14 protein-coding genes are annotated in these 15543 nt (G+C 73.1%); 9 read left to right on the forward strand and 5 right to left on the reverse strand.

Annotation, left to right across the window (positions count from 1 at the left end; translation table 11 throughout):
- Positions 1-71 precede the first annotated feature (71 nt).
- Positions 72-842 carry a trans-aconitate 2-methyltransferase gene (gene tam, locus WME89_RS51565; RefSeq protein WP_438006842.1) on the forward strand — a complete coding sequence of 257 codons (771 nt, stop codon included), beginning with the start codon at positions 72-74 and terminating at the stop codon, positions 840-842.
- A gap of 34 nt (positions 843-876) precedes the next feature.
- Here tam and WME89_RS51570 read toward each other — a convergent pair whose 3' ends face one another.
- Positions 877-1263: a hypothetical protein gene (locus WME89_RS51570; protein WP_437655799.1), complete on the reverse strand. Its 387-nt coding sequence runs from the start codon at positions 1261-1263 to the stop codon at positions 877-879.
- A gap of 399 nt (positions 1264-1662) precedes the next feature.
- On the opposite strand from WME89_RS51570, the gene WME89_RS51575 reads away from it, so the two are divergent.
- Entirely contained in the window at positions 1663-1806 is a 144-nt protein-coding gene (locus WME89_RS51575; protein WP_438006843.1) for a hypothetical protein, read from the forward strand.
- A 60-nt stretch (positions 1807-1866) separates the two neighbouring features.
- Here WME89_RS51575 and WME89_RS51580 read toward each other — a convergent pair whose 3' ends face one another.
- Positions 1867-2808 (reverse strand): hypothetical protein, encoded by a 942-nt coding sequence (locus WME89_RS51580; RefSeq protein WP_438006844.1) that lies wholly within the window; start codon positions 2806-2808, stop codon positions 1867-1869.
- Between the two features lie 120 nt (positions 2809-2928).
- Between WME89_RS51580 and WME89_RS51585 the strand changes: the two genes are divergently transcribed.
- Positions 2929-3600 (forward strand): exonuclease domain-containing protein, encoded by a 672-nt coding sequence (locus WME89_RS51585; RefSeq protein WP_438006845.1) that lies wholly within the window; start codon positions 2929-2931, stop codon positions 3598-3600.
- Here WME89_RS51585 and WME89_RS51590 read toward each other — a convergent pair.
- Positions 3518-4042: a MarR family winged helix-turn-helix transcriptional regulator gene (locus tag WME89_RS51590; RefSeq protein ID WP_438006846.1), complete on the reverse strand. Its 525-nt coding sequence runs from the start codon at positions 4040-4042 to the stop codon at positions 3518-3520. The genes WME89_RS51585 and WME89_RS51590 overlap by 83 nt on opposite strands.
- Before the next feature lie 50 nt (positions 4043-4092).
- On the opposite strand from WME89_RS51590, the gene WME89_RS51595 reads away from it, so the two are divergent.
- From WME89_RS51595 to eutB, 3 genes are all read left to right on the forward strand, one after another.
- Positions 4093-4770, forward strand: coding sequence for a DUF4336 domain-containing protein (locus WME89_RS51595; RefSeq protein WP_438006847.1), 678 nt, complete (start codon positions 4093-4095; stop codon positions 4768-4770).
- A 16-nt stretch (positions 4771-4786) separates the two neighbouring features.
- Positions 4787-6199, forward strand: a complete 1413-nt coding sequence (locus tag WME89_RS51600) for an ethanolamine ammonia-lyase reactivating factor EutA (protein WP_438012078.1) — start codon at positions 4787-4789, stop codon at positions 6197-6199.
- A 288-nt stretch (positions 6200-6487) separates the two neighbouring features.
- Complete coding sequence (gene eutB / locus WME89_RS51605) at positions 6488-8773, forward strand: ethanolamine ammonia-lyase subunit EutB (protein WP_438006848.1); 2286 nt, start codon at positions 6488-6490, stop codon at positions 8771-8773.
- 66 nt (positions 8774-8839) lie between these two features.
- On the opposite strand, the gene WME89_RS51610 is transcribed toward eutB, so the two are convergent.
- Positions 8840-10882 carry a DUF4832 domain-containing protein gene (locus WME89_RS51610; RefSeq protein WP_438006849.1) on the reverse strand — a complete coding sequence of 681 codons (2043 nt, stop codon included), beginning with the start codon at positions 10880-10882 and terminating at the stop codon, positions 8840-8842.
- Between the two features lie 460 nt (positions 10883-11342).
- A complete protein-coding gene (hisC, locus tag WME89_RS51615; RefSeq protein ID WP_438006850.1) occupies positions 11343-12431 on the reverse strand; it encodes a histidinol-phosphate transaminase in 1089 nt (362 codons plus the stop codon).
- Between the two features lie 151 nt (positions 12432-12582).
- Between hisC and WME89_RS51620 the strand changes: the two genes are divergently transcribed.
- The 3 genes from WME89_RS51620 to WME89_RS51630 all read left to right on the forward strand — a co-directional run bounded on the left by WME89_RS51620 (position 12583) and on the right by WME89_RS51630 (position 15208).
- Positions 12583-13314 carry an MOSC domain-containing protein gene (locus tag WME89_RS51620; protein WP_438006851.1) on the forward strand — a complete coding sequence of 244 codons (732 nt, stop codon included), beginning with the start codon at positions 12583-12585 and terminating at the stop codon, positions 13312-13314.
- A gap of 110 nt (positions 13315-13424) precedes the next feature.
- Complete coding sequence (locus tag WME89_RS51625; protein ID WP_438006852.1) at positions 13425-13982, forward strand: glycine cleavage system protein R; 558 nt, start codon at positions 13425-13427, stop codon at positions 13980-13982.
- A 287-nt stretch (positions 13983-14269) separates the two neighbouring features.
- A complete protein-coding gene (locus tag WME89_RS51630) occupies positions 14270-15208 on the forward strand; it encodes a hypothetical protein (protein ID WP_438006853.1) in 939 nt (312 codons plus the stop codon).
- Positions 15209-15543: the final 335 nt, after the last annotated feature.

Below are 15543 nucleotides of genomic sequence, written 5' to 3' on the forward strand. Positions count from 1 at the left end.
TTGCAGGCGCTGTGGCAGATCGCCCCGCGCAGCTCGCTTGCTGCTATGCTGCGCGCGGAGGAGAGGAAGCGATGGCCGACTGGGATCCTGCTCAGTATCTGAAGTTCGAGGACCACAGGGCGCGTCCGGCGATCGACCTGCTCGGCCGGATCGCGCTCACGGGACCGGGCGAGATCGTGGATCTCGGGTGCGGGGCCGGCAACATCACCCGTCTCGTGGCGCAGCGCTTCCCGGGGCGGGGGATCGTGGGGATCGACAGCTCTCCGGAGATGCTGGCCAAGGCGCGCGCCGCGCTGCCGGGGGCGCGGTTCATCGAGGGGGATATCGCGCGCTTCGCGCCGGCCGCGCCGCCGGCGCTGATCTTCAGCAACGCCGCGCTCCACTGGCTGGACGACCACCCGGCGCTGTTCCCGGCGCTCCTCGGGCGCCTCGCGCGGGGCGGCGTGCTGGCGGTGCAGATGCCGAGGAACCACGGAGCGCCGTCGCACACGGCCATGGTCGAGGCGAGCCGACTGCCGCGCTTCCGCGACAAGCTGGCGGCGGTCGTGAGGGAGAGCCCGGTCGCGGAGCCCCGGGTGTACTACGGCGTGCTGGCGCCGCACGCGGCAGAGGTCGAGATCTGGGAGACGGAGTACCTGCACATCCTCGAGGGCGAGAGGCCGGTCGTCGAGTGGACCAAGGGGACGGCGCTCCGGCCGCTGCTCGCGGCGCTCGATGACGACGAGCAGGCCGAGTTCCTGGACGAGTATGGGCGGCGGGTGGCCGCGGCTTACCCGAAGGCGGCGGACGGGAAGACGCCGTTTCCGTTCCGGAGGTCGTTCATCGTCGCGCGGGCGAGGTGAGCGCCTGGCGGCGCTGGTCGACGCGCGTGCGCGGTCAACGCGCGTACTCGACGGCGCTGACGCCCTCGGCTTCGGGGAGGACGGTCACGAGCGCCTGCGCGCCGACGGAGCTCGAGGAGAGCGAGGAGCGAACGACGACGAGCCATGTCCTGTCGCTCTGGCGCGCGACGAGGATGGCGCACCGCTCGCTCTGGGGCGTGCCCGCGCGCGCCTCGGCCTCCTGCACGAGGCGCGCCTCGGCGGCGGCGCAGCCGTGGACATCGAACTTGCGGTGCGAGAGGGCGGTGAGGGCGACGCTGGCCGCCTGCCTGGCGGCGCCCTCGTCGGGCGACGGAGCCGCAGGGGCTGGCGCCGGGGCGCATCCGGAGGCTAGCGCTGCGAGGACGAGGAGGGGGGCCCACCGTGCGATCGTGCGTGTCACGGCGATGTCCTATCGCGGCGGCGGCTCCAGGGGAAGACCCCGTCGCGAGGGATGCTCGCCTCGCTGCGCAGCGAGACCGCATGGCGGACCGCGCGGTCGTCCGGCGCGAGGACATGATGGGTGGGGCTTCACGGTAGAACGCCACGTGAGCAGGCTGTCGCACGTCACGTGAAGAAGACGGATGCTTACGCGGTCGAACCGTGGATCATTCCGCTGAATCACTCGATGAAACAAGTGATGTGAATGCCTGCGCATCGTTTGCCCACCGGCCCTGGTGCGCACTAGCGTGCTGCCGATGCCGACGCTCGAGCACAACATTCTCTCCGCCGCGTCTCACGGCAATGGCCCGAACGGCCTCGCCGTGGTCCAGGCCGCGCTCGGCGCGCCAAGCGAGACACTTTGCTCCGGCTGCTTGCGCAGGCAGGCATCGCGCTGACCAACGACGATCGCGACCGCATCCAGACGTGCTCGGACCCCGCGACCCTCGATCGGTGGGTCGGCAACGTCCTCGGGGCAATGAGCGCTGCCGACGTGCTCTCCTGACGCAGCGGGTCGTATCGCGGGCGCCCAGATGGCCCCGGCGACAGACGAACGCGCGCTGCGTCAGCGTGCCGCGAGCCGCGCTCCCCGCCAGAGGAGCTCCTCGTCCTCGAGCCGCCGCGCGATCTGGATCGCCCTCGCCCGCGCCGCGGCGCCCTCCTCGTCACCCAGGATGCGCGCGAGCAGGAGCAGCGCCATCGCCCGCAACCGGATGAACCCGCTGTCGCCCGCGTGACGGCACGCCGCCTCGGCGAGCACGATCGCCGCCGCGCGGTCGCCCAGCTTCCATCGACCGTAGGCCAGGCCAGCGTCGCGCCGGTAGCTGACGAAGGGGTGAATGTCCTCGGCGGAGATCGACGCGTAGAGCGCGAGCGCGCCGCCCCAGTCCGGCTCCTCCCCCGGCGGAGGGTGGTTGAGCTGGAAGGCGCGCTGATCGATCCAGCGCGCGTGCAGGCACGCCCGCTCCTCGCTCGAAAGCCCCTCCTCGGCGAGGTGCCGCCCGGCCTCCTCGAGCCGGCCCCGCGCCCGCTCTCGCTCCCCGCGCCGGCTGCCGAGAAAGGCCTCCAGCAACGCCACCTCGATCCGCGCCGCGGCGCTCGCCGCGCCCGCGACGCGCGCCTGCCCGAGCGCGGCCTCGGCCCCGCCCAGGTCCCTCTGGCGGAGCGCCGCGCTGGCGAACCCGAGCGCGATCCACACCCGCGCCCGCGACGCGCTCACCGGCGGCCGATCCCAGAGCCGCAGCTGCGCGAGGCAGAGCGGGAGCGGCAGATCGGCGAAGCGGCTGTGATAGACCCCCATCCACTTCAAGCCCTCTTCCACGCTCCTCGGGAGCCCGAAGACGTAAAGCAACCTCCGTCCCCAGTCCCCCCCGTCCAGGTTTCCCCGCCGCCGCAGCCGGCGCAGCGCCCGCTCGATCGACATGACGTCGTCCGTGGTGGTCGCGAGGTGCGCGACCTTCTGGGCCACCGCGGCGAGCGAACCGTGCTCGGCGACGAGCCACGCCACGTGATCCTCCCAGGAAAAGCCCGCGGGCGACCCCGTGGAAGCGGCGTGTCCGGAATCGTGTCCGGGTCCTCGGGCCATCGCGGCCCCAGATTACCGGCAACGAATTCAAGGAGAAAGCCGATGTCTTCCCCCACCCACTACCTGGTCATTGATCTCGAGGCGACCTGCAGCGACGACCCCGCGTTTTCCCGGGACGAGATGGAGATCATCGAGGTCGGCGCCGTGCTCGTCGACGCCGCGACCCTGCGGCCCGCCGCGGAGCTCCAGTGCTTCGTGCGCCCCGTCCGCCACCCGCGCCTGACGCCGTTCTGCATGCGGCTGACGAGCATCCGCCAGGCCGACGTCGACGCCGCGCCGCGCCTCCCCTCGGCCGTCGCGCGGCTCAAGGAGCTGGTGCGCGGCAAGCAGGCGCTCTTCTGCTCCTGGGGCGACTACGACAGGCGGCAGCTCGAGCGCGACGCCCGCCGCCACGGGGTGACGCTGCCCCTCGGCCGCGATCACCTCAACCTCAAGCGGGCCTTCGCCCGCCGCCTCGGCGAGGAGCGCGAGCCCGGCGTGGGGCAGGCCCTGCGCCGCCTCGGCCTCTCGTTCCAGGGGACGCAGCACCGCGCCATCGACGACGCGCGCAACATCGCGCGGCTCTTGCCCCACGCGCTGGGCCTCGAGCACCACCGCGCCGGCGCACACCGGAGCGCCACGGCGACGTCGCTCACCGGCGCTCCGGCGACGGCTCCGGCGACGGCGGCGGTTCCTCCGCCTCCAGCGCCTCCAGCGCCGCGAGCAGCGCGGTGAGCCCCTTCTTCAGCGAGGCCATCTGCTTCTGGCCCAGCGACCGCGTGAGCTCCTCCTCGAGCTCCTGCAGCACCCCGAGCCCGTGGAGGAGCGCCTTGAGCCCGCGCGGCGTGAAGCGCACCCGCTTCGCCCGCCGGTCGTCCGGATCCGGCGTCCTCTCCACGACGCCCATCGCCTCCAGCTCCTCGACGACCTGACCCACCGCCTGCTTCGTCACCCGCGCGCGCTCCGCCAGGTCCGTCAGCCGCGTGCCCTCGAGATCGATGTACGGCATGAGCGCTGTGTGCGCCCGGCGCACCCCGGGCGCGCCACGCCCGGCGACGCGCGCCACCGCCCGCTCGTCGAGCAGCCGCGCCGAGCGGAGGAGGAGCTGGCCGAGGCTCACGCGCTTGCGCCGCTCGAGCTCGGCGACGTCCCTGGGGTCGAGGTCGTGCTTCGTCATGATGGTCAAGCAGCTTGACTAAATGGTCAAGCTGGTTTACCAATTGGAGCATGCTGCGACAACTCGATCAAGCCCTCTGGGCTGCGGAAGATACGTTGAAGCTGGCAGGCATTCGCTTCCCGGTGCGGTCTCCGGTCGTGCGCCTGGGGGACGGCGGGCTGGTCCTGTTCTCGCCGCTCCCCGGCGTGGAGCAGGCGGCGGACGAGATCCGCGCGCTCGGGGAGGTGCGCGCGATCGTGGCGCCGAACCTGATGCACCACCTCGGCCTCGCGCCGGCGGCGCGGCTGTTCCCGGGGGCGCGGGTGTACGGGCCCCGGGGGCTCGAAAAGAAGCGCCCTGACGTGGCGATCACCGGCGCGCTCGACGGCGCGCCGGACCCGCTCTGGGCCGCGGAGATCGACCAGGTGGCGGTCGGCGGGATGCCCAGGCTCGACGAGGTCGCCTTCTTCCACCGGCCCTCGAAGACCCTCTTTCTCTGGGATCTCTGCTTTCACATCACGCAGAGCGAGCACCTCCCGACGCGCCTCTTCATGCGCCTGAACGGGGCTTACGGGCGGTTCGGGCCGTCGCGCGTCGCGCGCTCGATGATGCGCGATCGCGCCGCGGTGGGCGCGGCGGTGAAGCAGATGATCGCGTGGGCGCCGGAGCGCGTCGTGGTGGCGCACGGAGACATCATCGAGCGCGGCGGGCAAGCCGCCCTGCAGGGCGCGTTCGAGCGGATGTCGTGAGCAGGATCGTCCCGTGATGGGCCCGCAGGTCGCGCTGCTGGGCCTGGATTTCGGCTCGACCACGAGCTGCGCCGTGGCCGCCTCGGCGACGCTCACGCGCGCCGCGGGCACCGGCCGGGTGGAGCTCGGCGCGCTGGAGGAGCGCTACCGATCGGAGATGGCGCTCACGCCCCTCGCCGGCGACGCCCTCGACCTCGACGCCGCGGCGGCGCTCCTCGATCGCTGGATCACCGAGGCCGGCGTGGAGCCCGGGGAGCTCTTCGGCGGCGGGGCGATCATCACCGGCCTCGCCGCGCGCCGGCGGAACGCCGACGCGCTCGCGGCGCTGATCCGCGCGCGCGTCGGCGAGGCGCTGCTCGCCGTGGCCGAGGATCCCTGTCTCGAGTCGTGGGTGGCCTTCATGGGCAGCGCCGCCCCGCTGTCGCGCGCGCGGCCCGGCGAGCCCCTCATCAACCTCGATATCGGCGGCGGCACCACCAACCTCGCGCTCGGCCTGGCCGGCGAGGTGCTGCGCACCGGCTGCCTCCTCGTGGGCGCGCGCCACATCGCGCTCGACCCGCGCTCGCGTCGCATCGTGTCGCTCTCGCCCGAGGCCCAGGCCGCCTTCGACCACCTCGGGATCCGCCGAGGCCCGGGCGACGCGCTCTCCCAGGCCGAGGCCGAGGCGGTGGTCGCCTTCCACGTCGAGCTGCTCGAGGCGGCGATCGCGGGGCGCGCCGAGGCATTCGCCGCGCCCGCGGCCGCGCGCCACGTGCAGGTGCCCTTCGCGCTGCCCGAGGGGACAGCGGCGCCGACGCTCACCTTCTCCGGCGGCGTGGGGGAGCTGATCTACGCCGGCCTGGCCGGGCGCCCGCTGCCGGAGCCCGCGCACCACGGCGATCTCGGCGTGGATCTCGCCCGCGCGATCCTGGCCTCGCCGCGGCTCTGCGCGCGCGTGGCGACGCCCGCCAGCATGGGCCGGGCGACGGCGTACGGCCTCCTGCGCCACGCCACCCAGCTCTCCGGCGCGACGCTGTTCCTGCCGCGCCCCGAGCGGCTGCCGCTGCGCGACCTGCCCATCCTGGCGCGGCTCTCGTCGGCCTCCGCCGAGGCCGAGCTCGATCACGCCGTGGACCTCTTCCGCCGTAGCCACCGCGGCTGCTGCCTGGAGATCGCCCTGGACGACGTTTCGGCCCCCGCCGTGCGGCTCCTCGGCGAGCGCCTCGCCGGCGCGCTGCGACGGGCCGGGCCGATACCGGATCATCCCCTCGTGCTCCTCACCGCGCAGAACGCCGGCAAGGCGCTCGGGGGCTACGTGACCGGCTGGGGCGCGCTGCCCGTCGACCTCCTCGTCATCGACGAGGTGCAGGCGCGCGGCGCCCGGTTCGTCCAGCTCGGCCGCATGCGCGATCAGATCCTGCCGGTGTCGTTCCATGGCATGACACCGTGACGTTCCATGGCATGAGACCGTGAGTCCTGTGGCATGACATCCGTGATGCCCCTCGGGGGCTGAGGCATCTCCTCGAATTCTTCGGAAAATTCACAGGGAGGCGGGGAGGCGGGGAGGAAAAATTCAAATACTCCCTGTCTCCCCGCCTCCCTGTTCGATTTCTCCGCTGAAGATGGCTGAAAATAAGGGGATTCCTTGGCCCTCGAGGGGATGTCCTGTCCTGTTCTGTTCAAGGCATGACGTCCGTGATGTCCCTCAGGGGATGTCCTGTGCAGGGAGGAGCGCGCCGTGAAGGAATTGACCCCGCTCGACCGGATCGAGGTCCCTCGCCCCCGTCCCGACGCCGCGTACGCGGCCCGCCTGCCGGGCCACGACGCGTCGTTCCGCGGCCTGAAGCGGCTCCTCGGCGCCGCTGACGCCAGCAAGGCCGGCGACCGGCTGGCCGGCCTCGCGGCGCCCGACGAGGCGGCGCGGGAGGCCGCGCGGGGGCTGCTCGGCGAGCTGACCCTCGAGCACCTCCACGATCACCCGCTCACCGACGAGCGGGGCGAGGTCGACGCGGTGATGCGCGTCAACTACGACATCGACCGGGACGCCTTCGCCAGGATCGCCTCGCTGCGCCTCGGTGAGCTCAAGGATCACCTGCTCCGCGCGCCGGGCCCCGAGGTGGCGCGCCTCGGCCGCGCGCTCACCGGGGTCATGGCCGCGGCGCTCGCCAAGCTCTGCGACGTGCACGAGCTGGTCTATCTCGCCCGCAAGATCAGCCGTCCGACGCGAGCGCGCACGGTGCTCGGCGCCCCCGGCACGCTCGCCTCGCGCCTGCAGCCGAACCACCCGACCGACGATCTGCGCGGCATCACCCTGCTGCTCTACTGGGGCCTGTCCCTCGGCGCCGGCGACGCGCTGCTCGGCGTCAACCCCGCGGCCGGCACGGTGGAGACCACCGCCGCGATCCTCCGCCACCTCGACCGCATCCGCCGCGCGACCGGCGTCCCCACGCAGATCTGCTGCCTGTCGCACCTCAAGGTGCAGCTCGCCGCGCTCGACCAGGGCGCGCCCGTGGAGATCCTCTTCCAGAGCCTGGCCGGCACCGAGGCGTGCTTCAGCGAGTTCGACATCACCGTGGGCCTCATCGACGAGGGCTACCGCCGCATGGCCGCGCGCGGCCCGCTCGCGGGCGAGGCCGAGCAGTTCATGTACTTCGAGACCGGGCAGGGCAGCGAGCTCACGTACGGCAAGCACGACGGCATCGACATGGCCACGGCCGAGGCGCTCTGTTACGGCCTCGCCCGCCGCTGGGACCCGTTCATGCTCAACAACGTCACCGGGTTCATCGGACCGGAGACGCACCTCGACGATCGCGAGATGATCCTCGCGAACCTCCAGGACCACTTCATGGGCAAGCTCCTCGGCGTGCCCATGGGCATGGCCCCCTGCTACACGCTCCACGCCCACGTCACGCTGGAGGGCCAGCAGATGGCGACGCAGCTCCTCACCGCCGCGGGCGCCAACTACTACATGGATGTCTGTCTCAACACCGATCGCATGCTCGCCTATTTCGATACAAGCGGGCACGACGTGCAGACCTTGCGGGAGATCCACGGCCGCGAGCCCGGCGGAGAGTTCCTGGCGTGGGCGCTCGCGCGGGGCATCCTGGCGCGCGCGGGGGAGGGGGAGCGCGTCGGGGAGGGGGAGCGCGTCGGGGAGGGGGAGCGCGTCGGGGTCGGGGACGGGGAGAGCGAAGGGCACGGCGAGGGCAAGGCGGGCGCGATCACCCGCGGGCCGCGCTTCGGCGACGTGCGTCAGTTCTGCCCGGACGCGGCCGAGCTGGCCGAGCTCCTCGCGGCCACGCCGGCCGCCTACGGCTTTGCCACCGCCGGCCCGCGCCCGACGAACGCGGTGAGCCGCCGGAGCCGCGCCGACGAGGCCGTCGCGCGCGGGGCCCTCGCCAGCGAGCTGCGCGAGGACGAGCTCACCAGCGTCGCCGCGTTCCGGGTCATCACCACGACGGCGGCCAGCAAGGCCGAGCACCTCGGCTCCGCCGACGCGGGCGCGCGCCTCTCCGCGGAGGGCGCCGCCCGGCTCGCGCCGGAGGAGGCGCAGGTGCAGATCGTCGTGTCCGACGGCCTGAGCGCCGAGGCGGTCCACCACAACGTCCCGGACCTGCTCCCGGTGCTGCTGGACGGCCTCGGGGCGCGCGGCGTGACCGTCGGCCAGCCGCTGCTCGCGCGGTACGGCCGGGTGAAGCTCGCCGAGGCCGTCGCCGAGCGGCTCGGGGCGCGGCTGGTCGTCATGCTGCTCGGCGAGCGCCCGGGCAGCGGCGAGCTCGCCTCGCGCAGCCTCTCGGCGTATCTGGCCTACCGCCTCACGCCCGGCGTGGACCAGGAGGCCGCCGCCGCCTTCAGCGGCAACCCCGCGATCGGCTTCGAGTACACGGTGGTCTCCAACATCCACGCCGGCGGGCTGCCCGCCGCGGAGGCGGGCGGGGTGCTCGTCGAGAAGGTCCTGCAGGTGCTCGCGCGCCGCGCGGCCGGCAACCGGCTGGAGGCGCTGCTCGCCGGCAGCGCCGCCTGAGCGCCGCCGGCGCCCCGGCCACGACGCTGCGGCCAAAGACGCTACGCACTTTCTATCGCAGCAGGGTCACTCGACCACCCGGACCGTGGCGTCGAGCAGGTTGACGCCGCTTTCGCTGTCCCACGTCGCGCCGCTCGACAGCCGGATCGCGTAGCGCGGGTCGTCGCGCAGGCGCTCGGACCCGTCCGGGAGCCACAGGCCGAGCTGGTAGGTGCCCGGGGGGAGGTCGGTCGGGAGCTGCGCTCCGAGGCAGAGCTCGCTCTCCTCGCCCGGCGCCCAGCGCCGCGGATCGGCGTCTACCGCGACGACGCGCCGCGTGGCGCCCTGCTGGAGCACGAGGTAGACCGGGCGCGGGTTGTAGGCCCGGGCATACCCGTCGTTGAACACCCGCAGCCGGAGCGACAGCGACTCCCCGCGCGCGACCTGCTCGGGGGACTCGTGCCCCATCACGGCGAAGCGGTATCCGAGGCGGCAGGCGATGGTCTCGAAGCAGCCCTCGGACCTCCAGTCCGCGATCACGTCAGGGTGGTAGTCGGTGTTGATGAAGCTCCAGTGGTGCGTGGCGAGCTCGGAGAGCGCCGAGGCGCACTGGCTGCGCGGCGGGCTCTGGCCGCACGTCTCGCCGCCGACGGGCGTGAACGCGGAGTCCGCGGCGGCATACGCCTTCTCGCCGGGGAGCTGGTAGGTGCCGACGTCGTCGTCGCTCGCGAGGAAGCAGTCGTTCAGGTGGCCGACGCGCGAGAGCGGCGCTCCGGAGAACGCCGTCTCCTCGGTCAGAGGGCCGCCATAGGCCTCGAGCTTGTGCGAGGGGCGGCGCGCGAGGATCATCCGGTCGGCCGGGAGCGCCTCGAGCAGCGCGTCGAAGATCTGCTTGCGGCTGTCCGGGCTGGTGAGGTTGTTGGTCGACGAGTGCCACTCACCCCAGGCGCCGACGAATCCGGGGTGCAGCACGGCGATGACGTCGGCGTTCTCCTCGAGCACGGGCTTGAGCTGGTCGATGTGGGCCAGCACGCGGCTGAGCGGCGCGTCCGGCGCGGAGCCCTCCGCCGCGTAGTAGAAGCGGGGCAGCACCTTCAGCCCCGCCGAGCGCGCGGCGGAGAAGCTCGCGTTGAGCTGGTCGATGAGGGCCTGATCGATGTCCCGCGTGCGGTAGTCGTCGATGAGCACCTGGCCGTAGATCAGCGTGTAACCCTCGTCGCGGAGGCCAGAGAGCGAGCCGAGGCTGCGGAGGTCCCTGAAATGGAAGACGCCTCGCTCGGGGTTGAGCACGCCCCGGCACTCGGCGTCGCCGGAAGGATCCGCGCCCGCGGCGAACAGCCCGGGGGTATAGGAGCGCTCCACGGTGGCGCCGCTGAACCCGCAGGTGCCGGCGGGGACACCTGTGCTGCCACTGCCGCTGCCACTGCCACTGCCGCTGCCGCCGGCGCCGCCGGCGCCGCCGCTGCCGCCAGCGCCGCCAGCGCCGCCGGAGCCGGCATCGCTGCCGCTGGTGCTGACACTGCCAGTGAGGGCGAGCTGGTCGAGCAGCGAGGCGTCGGCGCGGCTCTGCGTCGAGTACCGGATCTTGATCCGCCCGCCGGGGGCGAACCGGCTGTACGGAGCCGGAAGCGGGAGCGTCGCGCTCGACCAGGACCACGAGGCGGCGAACGCGTTGTCGCCGATCGGCGCCCACGCGCTGGCGTCAGCGTCCCATGCTTCAAGGGTCCAGCGCATCTCGGACTTCCGCGGGCCGCGGTAGCTCACGTCGACGGAGAGCGACGACAGGTCACCTGCGGATACCCCGGCCGGGAGCGCGTAGTCGCACGTGGCGGACGTGCCCGGCGAGAACTCGACGTACTTGCTCCAGTCGTCCTGCTCTCCGGTGAGCTCGCGCGCCGAGAGCGCTGCCGCTGTCTGCCCTGCTCCGATGCTGCCCCGATCGATCGTCAGCTGCGAGCACGCCAGCGTGAACCCCGCATCGATCGCGCTGGAGCTCAGCGAGTCGACCGGGCTGTCTCCGCCGGAGCCAGCGCCGCACGCCGTCGCGAGCGCCAGGGAAAGACAGGGGACGCTGCCGCGAAGAAGGCGCGACAGGACGTGGCACGATGACCAGCTGCTCTGGTGACGCATGAAGCGATCTCCTCTTTGAAGAAATGAAGCCGTGAAAGATGAAGCTGGACCACCCGACCCTGCGGGCGTGCTGTCCGTCGCACGGCGATGCACAGTCGAGGCCACCGACGCCGCCCGCCTGAGCGCGGGCCATGGAGGCCAGGCGCTGCGCAAGGATCGTACACTTGCGCACGGATCGGACAGCGGGGGAGGTCTAAGGGGCTGTTCGCGTGAAGGCGCCTGGCGGCGCGTGCGTCCGCGCAGGCGAGCTGCTAGCCGGTGCTCCCGGGGCCGAGCCCGCCTGGCGGCGAGCGGCTGGGAAAGGAAGGGAGATTGACCGCCAAGACGCCAAGAGCGCCAAGAGAGAAGAGACAAGACAATGATTCGGCGGAGCTACTGCGCTCTCTGGCCTCTTCTCGGGCCGAGCTCTCTATCTCTCTCTTGGCGTCCTTGGCGGTGAAATCTCTCTTTCTCTCTCTATCTACACCCTCGCAGGAGCCCGGGACACCTCGGTGATCGCCCCGAGCAGCGCGTCGTTCTGCTCCGGCGTGCCCACCGTGATCCGCAGCTTGTCGTGGAGCCGCGGCGCATCCCAGTAGCGCACGAAGATCGCCCGGTCGTAGAGCGCCCGGTAAAGCGCCTGCGCCGACAGCCCACCTTCCGGCGGCGTCGCGAGGACGAAGTTGCTCTGGCTCGGCGCCACCGTGAACCCCCGCTGCCGGAGCGCCGCCGTCAGCCGGGCTCGCTCCGCGATCACCTTCTCCCAGCTCCTCCGCGCCTCGTCCCGCGCGGAGAGCGCCGCGGTGGCCGCTGCCTGCGAGAGGATATCCGTGTTGTAGCTGTCGCGCGCCTTGTCGAGCGTCTCGATGAGCCGCGGGTGCCCCAGCCCGTAGCCGAACCGGAGCCCCGCGAGCGAGTACCCTTTGCTCAGCGTCCGCAGCAGCAGCACGTTGTCGAGCCCGCGCGCCGGGTCGAGCAGCGGCGTCGCGTCGGCCTCCGCGAAGTCGACGTAGGCCTCGTCGATCAGGAGCACGCCGCGGAACGCGCGCGCCACCTGCTCGAGCTTGTCGAGGGGCTCGTGCCGCCCGGACGGCGCGTGCGGGTTGACGAGGAGCGCGAGCCGGCAGCCGCTGTCGTTCAGGCGGCTCGCGAAATCCTCCGGGACCGACCAGTCGTCGTCGAGGGGGACCTGGGTGACCGTCGTGCCGTGGATCTCCGCGAGGACGTCGTAGAGCGAGTAGGTCGGGTACGTCTCGCCGATGCCGCGGCCGCCGGGCTCGCAGAACACCGTCACCGCCATGCGCAGCAGCTCGTCGCCGCCGTTCGTGGCGATCACCTGATCGGGCGACAGCCCGTGGAGCCGCGCGGCTGTCTCGCGGAACTGCTGCGCCCGGGGCGGCGGGTACCGGCGGAGCTGATCGGCCGAGACGCCCCGGATCGCCTCGAGCACGGCGCCCGGCGGCGGGTACGGGTTCTCGTTGGTGTTGAGCTTGACCACGTCGGCCCGCTGCGGCTGCTCGCCGGGCGTGTAGGGCGTGAGGCGGTGGATGTTGTCGCGTTCGTACAGCATGGGGGTGGCCGTCCTCTCGCCCACTGTGCCGCCGGAGACAAGCGCCTCGTCCGCCGCGCCCGCTCGACGCTGGCGCTCCGCGGGGAGCTCCGCCCCGGCCTGGCCGCGCCCGGCTGCGTGGCGCGCGCCGCGGGGTCGGCTATCGAGACGGATGAGGAGCTTGCGGGAGCGGCTGGCCCACGTGCCGCAGATCGGGCGGCTGGAGTGGATCGGCGTGCGACCTGCGCACGGCGCGCCGATGGTGGCGCTGGCGGAGGCGGAGCTGGTCGCCTCGCGCGGGGTCGCGGGCGACTGCGCCGCCGCGGGCAGGGCGGGGGGCAAGCGGCAGGTCACGCTGATCCAGCGCGAGCACCTCCCGGTGATCGCGGCGCTCTCGGGCGGGCGCGCCGAGGTGGGCCCCGAGCTCTTGCGCCGGAACCTCGTTGTCTCGGGCGTCAACCTCCTCTCGCTCAGGTCGCTGCGCTTCGCGATCGGGGACGAGGTCGTCCTGGAAGGCACCGGACCGTGCGAGCCGTGCAGCCTCATGGATGAGGCGCTCGGCGACGGCGGCTTCCAGGCGATGCGCGGCCACGGCGGCCTCACGGCGCGCGTGCTGCGAGGCGGCGTCGTGCGCGTCGGCGCCGCGGTGCGCGCGCTCGCGGCCGAGGAGCAAGGCGCGGGCGGCGCGGGGCAAGGCGCGGGCGGCGCGGGGCAAGGCGCGGGCGACGCGGGGCAAGGCGCGGGCGACGCGGGGCAAGGCGCGGGCGACGCGGGGCAAGGCGCGGGCGGCGCGGGGCAAGGCGCGGGCGGCGCGGGGCAAGGCGCGGGCGACGCGGGCGACGCGGGCGGCGCGGGCGACGCGGGCGGCGCGCCCGAGCCGAAGGACACTCGCCCGGCCGGCTGATCCGGACGGCGTCGCCCGCGCGCTCGTCGTCCCGGACGCGCGCGCCCGCGGCGGGATGCGCTGGCGGCGCTGGTCGCGCTGGCTTCGCGGATCGGACTAAGATGCGCCGCATGACGACGACGCCCGAGCCCGAAACCTTCCTGGTCCTCTCCTGCCTCGGCCCTGACCGGACGGGCCTCGTCGCGGAGGTGACCCATTACCTGACCGAGCGCGGCGCCAACGTGGAGGACAGCCGGATGGCCGTGCTCGGCGGCGAGTTCGGCATCCTCCTGCTCGCGTCGGGGCTCCCCGGCGCGATCGAGGCGGTGGAGCGCGAGACCGAGGCGCTCACCCGGGCGACGGGGCTCACGGTGCAGAGCCGCCGGACCAAGAGCCCCGAGTCGCACCGGCGCGCGTCGACCATCCCCTGCGTCATCTCGGTGGACGCGCTCGACCACGAGGGGATCGTCCGCGCCGTCTCGCGCGCGCTCCACGGCGCCGGTGTGAACATCGTCTCGCTCGAGACCTCGGCGTACGAGGCACCCGTCACCGGCTCGCAGCTCTTCCGGATGGAGGCCCGCGTCGACGTCCCCGCCGGGGTGACGCTCGCCCAGCTCCGCAAGGCGATGGACGCCGTCGCGGAGTCCGAGAACCTCGACATCGAGGTCCGCTCGCTCATCAAGGCGTGACGCCGCAGAGGCGGACGCCGCGCGGCGCCGGAGCCGCGAGAGACGACCCGCGAGAGCTGACCTCGGAGAGGCGACCTCCGAGAGCTGGCTCCGAGAGGCGACCTCCGAGAGCTGACGTCCGAGAGGCGACCCTCGAGAGCTGACGTCCGAGAGCCGACGCCCAGGAGCCGACGACCGGGACGTCTGCTCTGCTCCGGCGCCGGCCGCGACCCTGCCCCGGGGAGCTCGCCAGCCGCCTCGCGAGAACGCCGGCCACTCGGCGGGAAGAAGCGCTATCTTCGTGGGCCATGCCCTTCAGCAACCTCAGCTCCCCCCGCAAGGTGCACAGTCTCGACGCGGAGATCCGCGGGGCCGCGGTCCTCGCGAGCCCCGGTCTGGTCGCCATGGTCTCGACCGATCCGGTGCGCCTCGGCGTCTGTCCTGTCGGAGGCTCCGGCGCGAAGACGACGAACCTGTCGCTGTCCTCGGCCGAGGACGTCGCGTTGCTCTCGAAGGACGTCGCCGTGGTGCGGAGCGAGGACGCGGTGTGGGCGCTGCTCGGCATCGCGCACGGCCCGAAGCTCGAGCAGGTCGGCCGTGACGCGCGGCTCCTGGCCACGCGCCCCTCGGGCGAGACGGCGCTGTCGCTGGGCTGGGACGGCAGCGCGACGGAGCTGAAGCTGGACAAGAACGAGGTCAACGGCCGCACGTTCGCGCTGCGCGGCGCCGCGCGGGCGTTCGATGTGACCGAGGCCGAGACGCACGTGGTGGTGGACGGCGCAGGGGAGGGGGGCGAGCTGCGCGTCCACCCCGGCGCGACGCCCGAGCCCGGCCCGACGCTGCGTGCCCTGCTGCCGCGCGCGGCGCAGAACCTGAACCGCGTGCGCGGCGGGGCGAAGCTCACCGCGGTGTACAAGCGCGGCGCGAGCGCTGTGTGCGCGGTCGTCCGGTCGTCGGGCAAGCTGACCGCCAAGGTGATCGAGCTCGGCGAAGGCGTCGCGGATGTGGCGGTCCTCGAGTCCAGCCTGTTCGCGGCGTTCGCGGACGGCCGGGTCGCGCTGTTCGACGGCGCCACCATCGAGGCGGCGTCGGCCGCGCCGCCCACGCCGACGGCCAGCGTCACGCTCGGCGCCCGCGGCGAGCCCACGGTGCTCGCGATCGCGGGCAAGGGGTCGCCGACCCTGTGGGTGGGCACGAGCGCCGGGGAGATCTGGAGCCTCTCCATCGTGCGCAAGCAGGGCGGCTGAGGCGGGGCGCCGCTCCGGAGACAGGGTGTCGCGAGCTCTGGTTCCTGCTGGCGCCCCACGTCGAGATGGTCGACGACCTCGCGAAGCCCCGTCGAAAGGCCATCGCCAGGAAACCCGAAGTCGTCCTGGCGCCCTCGCCCGGGGCGGGCATCACGCCATGAGCCCATCCGGATGAGCTGGCGCGTCCAACCGGGAGATGGGTGGCACCCATCTCCCGGTGGACGTGCCTCTAACAAAAGGTGGGTGGAACCCATCTCCGCGGTGGACGTGCCTCCAACAAAAGATGGGTGGCACCCATCTCCCGGTGGACGAGCCTCCAACAAAAGATGGGTGGC

Source organism: Sorangium sp. So ce321 (genome assembly GCF_051530195.1).
Classification (GTDB): domain Bacteria; phylum Myxococcota_A; class Polyangia; order Polyangiales; family Polyangiaceae; genus Sorangium.